Source organism: Funiculus sociatus GB2-C1 (genome assembly GCF_039962115.1).
In the GTDB taxonomy this organism is placed as follows: Bacteria; Cyanobacteriota; Cyanobacteriia; order Cyanobacteriales; family FACHB-T130; genus Funiculus; species Funiculus sociatus.
The window spans coordinates 62073-68940 of the sequence record NZ_JAMPKJ010000032.1; the positions used below are offsets into that span (position 1 = coordinate 62073).

A 6868-nucleotide genomic window follows, 5' to 3' on the forward strand; every position below is an offset into this window, starting at 1 on the left:
GGCTTGTGCAAATTGAATTGAACTACGCAAAACGAACCAACGAATTAAGCGGGACTTTGTACTTTCTTACGCTTTAAACCTAAAACTGAGAACCCGACGACGCTTAATGCGATCGCGAGTCCTGGTTCAGGTACGGTTTCATATTCAATTGTTTCGCCTGGTAGGGAGGGAAACAGGGGTGAAGGGGCACGTAGTTTGGTGGCTTGCTCGTAGGCGTAAGCGAAACCTAAGAGAGTGGGTTCACTGTAATCGCGCCCCAGGAAAGAAATCGTAGTGGGCAGCCCATCCGATGTAAATCCGGCGGGAACCTGAATATCTGGAAACCCAGAAATGTTGGATAGGTTGGTTGCAGACGGACCAGATGTACACACAAACGTTGGGTCTACAACATTGATAATGGGACTGGCAGGGCAGCGTGCTGTGGGATAAATCAACGCATCGAATTTGTTGCTGTCTAAAATAGACTGGAGCGTATTTTTGACGTAAGGAATACCACTAGTTACAGCATCAATATAGTCAGGATTGCTATATCCTCCGCTGGCTAAGTTTGTCTTATAAACTTCAATTCGTCCTGGATTAACTGGAGTTGTCGAGTTTGCAATTTCAGGAGACTCACTAATTGCAATCAGCTCTTCGAGAGTTTTTGGATAGTCGTCTGAAAGCGTTGCTAAGTACGCTTCAATTTGGGGTTGAAACTCTGAATCGAAGATTAAACTCGATATTCTACTTCTCTCTGTCAAAAACTCTTCTGAAAGCGTGATTGGTTCAACAACTGCTGCACCTAACTCTTTCAGTTCTTCGATCGCATCGCCAATCAGCTGATCGATTTCGACATTCCCTCCAAAGAAGTTAGTGACGACTCCAAGCCGAGCACCTCCTAAGGCATCCTTCTTCAAGAAAGAGGTGTAGTCTTTAAAGAATTTACCTTCACTATCTAGGGTGACAGGATCGTTAGGATCAACGCCAGTCATAATGCCCAATGCGATCGCAGCATCCGTTACAGTTCGCGTTAACGGTCCACCCGTATCAAAAGATAAAGCCAGAGGAATAATGCCATCTCGGCTAAGAAGCCCTCGTGTAGGTTTGATGCCAACAATTCCATTGGCTGCTGCTGGCCCGCGAATCGAACCACCCGTGTCGCTTCCTGTTCCGATTACACCAAAGTTAGCGGCGATCGCCGCTCCTGTTCCACCACTAGACCCAGCTGGACCCCGATTTAACATATAAGGGTTAACCGTTTGTCCACCAAAGGAGCTATAGCCATTCCATCCAGCGGTGAGGGCAAACTCACTTAAATTAGCTTTCGCAAAGATAATAGCCCCCGCATCTCGAAGCTGTTTGACCAGGAAAGCATCATCAGGTGGAATCGAGCCTGCAAGCGTATCAGAACCACCTGTCGTGGGCATATCAAATGTATCAAAATTGTCTTTGAGGATGACTGGAATCCCATGTAGCGGACTTCTCGATCCAGTCATTTGGCGCTCTAGGTCTAACGCTCTGGCAATTTCCAAGGCATCTGAATTGACCGTAATGATTGAATTAAGGCTGTCATCATAGGTTTCAATTCGATTGAGATATAACCCAATCAATTGCTCAGATGTTAGCGCGCCCGCATCAAACGCCTTGTTGATGCTAGAAACAGTCGCTTCTTCTAGCTGAAATGTTGCAGCTAACGCGCCAATCGGAAGAAGCCCTAGCGCCATCGTTTGAATAGCTACATTAGTAGCTGTTCGCTTCATGCTTTTTAGCACAGTATTCGCTCCTATAATCAGGTGAATAATTGATGTAACTTGGATTAGTTCTACAGAATCCAATCAACAAAATTAAGCTAGACTTCGTGCCTTCTTACGCTTCAAACCTAAAGCTGATAGCCCGAAGACACCTAAAGCGATCGCTACTCCGGGCTCTGGCACTGTTTCATATTCGATCGTTTCACCCGATAGGGATGGGAACAGACGGGGAGGACGCCGATTTTGAGTTGCCTGTTCATATGAATAAGACAAACCAAGCAGTGCCGCTTCACTAAACGGTCGTCCCGAAAACTCAATCCCGATCGGTAGCCCAGCCGATGTGTAACCTGCGGGTACGACAATCCCTGGTAGTCCAGCGATCGAGGTAAATGGGTTATCTGACTCTGGATCAGGTTGACCAATCACTCCGGGAGGCACAGTTTTCATAGGATACACAATTGCATCTAAATCCAGCGCATCCATTACTTTGAGCGTTTCATTTCTGAGAAAACTTCGTCGGGCAATCAATTCGTCATAACTGGAATTGTTCTCCAGTGATTCCACAGCATTGGAGGCAATTAACCCGTTTTCTAGGCGAGGGAGGTATCTACCGTCTTCAATCACTTCTGTTAAGGATTTGACGGGTGCCTCAGCTCCAAGACTTTCGAGATAATCATTTAAAGCAAACTTAAATTCAAGGTTGTTAACACGAGAATTAGAGAGAAATCCAAACACATCGAAGCCCAGGGTTACATCATCGATAATCGTGGCTCCTTGCGCTTTCATATCGGTAATAGCAGTCTTAATCACCGCTAACCCCTCTTCATGCATCGGACCCGAACGGAACAAATCCCGAAAAACCCCAATCCGGGCTCCGGTTAAAGCATCTTTATCGAGAAGACTGGTGTAACCTCCTGCTGGAATTTGACCGATGCTATTAGCCGTCACTGGATCGGACGGATCAAAACCTGCAATAATGTCGAGTACGATCGCTGCATCAGTTACAGTGCGGGCAAGAGGACCTGTTCGATCTTGAGTAAATGAAATAGGAACAACTCCATCTCGGCTTACCAATCCTGCGGTGGAGGCAATACCCACCAAACTATTGTTAGCAGCCGGATTGCGGATAGAAACACCTGTCTCAGTTCCCAAGCCTACCGTGGCAAAGTTAGCGGAAATTGATGCGCCTGTGCCACCGCTTGACCCACCAGGCACACGATCAAATGCGTAAGGGTTCTTTGTTTGTCCACCAACCGAGCTTAGCCCTGATGAACCTCTAGCAAACTCATCCAAATTGGTTTTACCCAAGATGATTGCTCCGGCATCTCGCAGCTTATTAACTACAAATGCATCATTTGGTGGAATCGAATTTTGGAGGGCAGTAGCTCCAGCACTCGTTGGCAGGTCAAACGTATCATAGTTATCCTTCAAAAGAATTGGAATGCCGTGCAGTAGACTTCTCGCTCCAGTGGTTTGACGCTCTAAATCGAGTGCTACTGCTGCCTCTAATGCATTGGGATTGATCGTAATAATAGAATTAAGACTAGGTCCTTTGTCGTCATAGGCTTCAACACGATTTAAGTAGAGTTGCACCAACTCTTGTGATGTTAGAGCGCCCGCATCAAACGCCCTATTGATGCTAGAGATCGTTGCTTCTTCTAGCTGGAATGTTGCTGCCAATGCCCCCAACGGAAGAAGCCCTAGTGCTACTGTTGGGGCTGCTACCAAAACAGCCGATCGCTTCATGCTTTTCAGCACAGTGTTAGTTCCTTTATTCAAGCAAATGATTGATGTTGCTTGGGTTTTACATAGCTCAACCCAAGCAATAAAATTAGGCTAAACTTTGGGTTCTTTTACGCTTCAACCCTAAAGCTGATAACCCAGCAACTCCTAAAGCGATCACTATTCCTGGTTCAGGCACAGTTTCATACTCAATCCTTTCACCAGGAAGCGATGGAACAAGTGGCGAGGGAGCGCGTAGCTTCGTTGCCTGCTCATAGTCATAGGCATAGCTGATTAGCTTTCCTTCCTCATAGGGTTTTCCAAAGAAGGAAATAGCTGTAGGCAATCCCTGTGAACCAAACCCCATTGGCACAACAATGCCTGGGAATCCAACCGAACTATAGCCTGCTATGGTTGCAGGGCTAGGAATGCTCGATCTCACAAAGTTGGGATCATTAACAGAGTAAACCGGATTATTAATGGGAGGTGCAAAACTGGTTTGGTACGGAAAGACAAGCGCGTCTAAATCGTAGGCATCAAAGAGTGCAAGCTTTAGCTCCGTTGCTTGAGGCAACACATTCTCGATGAGGTTCTTATAAGCGGGATCGTTAGTAGATGTAGCGGCGGCTCTCTTCAATAAGTTGAGAACGCTGTTCTCCACAGGAAGCGGAGATTGATTGACTTCCGTTTCGTATATCTCGATAAACTCCTCTACGGTTTTGGGAATCTCTGGTCCAAGAGTTGCTAAATAAGCATCCCAATCGGCTTTAAAGCGGTAATCGGCGATCGTTCTAATATTAGGTCCCTGACCCCGAACAAAGAAATCAATAAATTCTGGAGAGAAAAGGACAGGATCGATGATCTCGGCTCCCAATTCTTCTAATTTGGCGATCGCCTGTTCTGCAAGCGCATCAATTTCTGGATCGCCACCAAAGAAATCACGCGAAACACCCAGGCGAGCCCCTTTCAGTGAACCTTTAACGAGAAAATTGGTATAGTCTTCAGCAATCTTTCCTTCGCTCTCAAGGGTAAGGGGGTCGGCAGGATCAACACCTGCAATGACATTGAGCAGAAGAGCCATATCCGTTACGGTACGAGCCATCGGGCCTGCTGTATCAAAGGTCAAATTTTTGGGTGCAATACCATCTCGGCTGATCAGCCCTGTTGTTGGTCTCAGCCCCACAATGCCGTTAAACGATGCGGGGCCTCGCACAGAGGTACTAGTGTCGGTTCCAATAGCAAGAACAGTCAAGTTGGCAGCAACAGCAGCTCCAGAACCACTACTGGACCCTCCTGTGTTGCGATTGAAATTATAAGGGTTAAGGGTTTGCCCATCGATCGTGTTGTAGCTACCTCCAGCAAATTCTCCCATTGCTGCTTTGCCTAAGATGATCGCTCCAGCATCCCGCAATGCTTGAGTGATAAAAGCGTCGTCAGGTGGAATAGAATCCTTCAAGATGACCGAGCCATTGGAAGTTGGTAAATCAAACGTGTCGATGTTGTCCTTCAGCAGGATAGGGATTCCATGCAAAGGGCTTCTAGGACCATAGAGCTGCCGCTCTAAATCCAGTGCCGCAGCTGTTTCCAATGCATTTGGATTGAGTGTTGTAATTGAATTTAGCTTAGGTCCACTATCTTCATAAGCTTCAATGCGATTGAGATAAAGCTGCACCAGCTCCTCAGCGGTCAGTGCCCCTGCATCAAATGCTCTGTTGATTTCGGCAATTGTTGCTTCTTCTAACTCAAATGTTGCAGCTAGCACTGATATTGGTAACAACCCCATAACAAAGGCTTGAGTCATTAAAATAACCGCCGAGCGTTTGATGGTTTTGAGCATGAAGCACCCCTGACAAGTGATGAATGAATAACGGTGAATGAAATGAATAAGTGACCATCAACTACTGAAACTAAATAATCTTAGTGTCAAAATTATTGCTGGATTATTTCCTTTTTAATTCCAACGGAAAACCGAGGTTGTAGAGTTTATAATTCTAAAACCTTGTCCGCACAGGTAAGACAAATGAATTGTCAAAGTGGGGTGTTATATCAAGTCAGTTGGTACGAGAATATTTAAGAGTACAAACAAGTCTGTTTTTGTTCTGTACAATACAGTCTTGCAATTTCTATCTAAAAATTTTTCCAATCTCACACCAGAGGAGGATTTTGAACAGAAAGTTACGGTTCTGAGTTGAGAGGATGTTTGAAAAGGGTTGAGGAAGCAAACTTTATACCTGCTTGACACAATCTATTTGACATACTCCACCATGACCTCCAATAGATGGGACAGGCTGTCAGATAACAAATTATTTGTCGCTATTAACACATCAGTGTCGTTAATCCAAAAACCTTTCAAATCTTTTCCAATAGAGGTTTTGGGCTAAGTAACACTTTGGTAGAAATTTCTCTTTAAAGCCATAATTGTCTTAACTCCAGCTTTTCTTCATCCAAATATATCTAGGCTTTGGTAGCGATAGAAACGCTCAACGACAACAATTTGTTAAGATGACAAATTATCTGTTATTCGACACTTAGACGGAATCGGGCAGATTTATCCCACTGTCAAGATTCACAACTTCTACTATGACGGCACGGTAGAAGCGAAGGTGTATCGGAAATTACGCGATCGCATCAATGCTTTTGCCACCGTTGTCGGCAATCTGCAACCGATTCTGGCTCAAGTTCCTACGTTTATCGAACAAGCAGCGATGAGTGCCGACCCCGAAGAAGAGGACGTTTTGATGTCAGAATTTGACCAGGTACTCTGTACTCCACCCCTACGTCCGACTTTGGAAGAGATGGTGGCAATGGACGTGGAGGCTGACTTGGAAGGACATCCGCAAGCCAATTTCCCCGGCTCCTGTTAGACCAGAGACGATTGAGCAGCTATTTACCACTTCAGCAATTCTCAGGTCTTGTGGCGCAGTGTTGGAAAGCAAGAACTCCCGCACCTGGCAGCTTACTTACAAAGGGCGGAACTACGGCTTTACTTTTTATCCAGAGTTATTTGATGAAATGCCTTCGCTGCGGTTGATGAGTTTTGGGGAGCCATTATTTGAGGAGTTGTTGAGTAGGTTTAACTCCTGGGTTGGGTCGTAGCCAGGATTGTTGAAGGGAGAGTAGTCAGCACCAGAAGGAATTTTTCAACTATAAATACTCCATGAGCGCGGTATACCGCGCTCATTAATCTCCGTGTAGTTTGTTGCTCTTTAGACAATCCTTGAGCCATCTTACGACTTGCTTTGGCAACGCGATCGCCCAGAGCTAATAGCCTGGAGTCAGCACGAGAGGAAATTTTTCAACTGGAAATACTCCATCAGCGCGGTATACCGCGCTCATCAAGCTCTCTGTAGTTTGTTGCTCCTTAGACAATCCTTGAGTCGTCTTACGACTTGCCAACACAAGAGTTGTCTCTAGGA

3 protein-coding genes and 1 pseudogene are annotated in these 6868 nt (G+C 45.7%); 1 reads left to right on the top strand and 3 read right to left on the bottom strand.

The annotated features are described in order from the left end of the window. Positions 1-44 precede the first annotated feature (44 nt). The 3 genes from NDI42_RS16080 to NDI42_RS16090 form a co-directional block, all read right to left on the bottom strand. Complete coding sequence (locus NDI42_RS16080; protein ID WP_190455293.1) at positions 45-1739, bottom strand: amidase family protein; 1695 nt, start codon at positions 1737-1739, stop codon at positions 45-47. 84 nt (positions 1740-1823) lie between these two features. Continuing rightward, entirely contained in the window at positions 1824-3488 is a 1665-nt protein-coding gene (locus tag NDI42_RS16085; RefSeq protein WP_199311151.1) for an amidase family protein, read from the bottom strand. 73 nt (positions 3489-3561) lie between these two features. Then, the gene (locus tag NDI42_RS16090; protein WP_190455295.1) at positions 3562-5289 is read right to left on the bottom strand and encodes an amidase family protein; all 1728 of its coding nucleotides are present in this window, start codon (positions 5287-5289) and stop codon (positions 3562-3564) included. 682 nt (positions 5290-5971) lie between these two features. Between NDI42_RS16090 and NDI42_RS16095 the strand changes: the two are divergent. Next, positions 5972-6548 (top strand): annotated as a pseudogene (locus NDI42_RS16095) (helicase); the annotation flags it as partial. Positions 6549-6868: the final 320 nt, after the last annotated feature.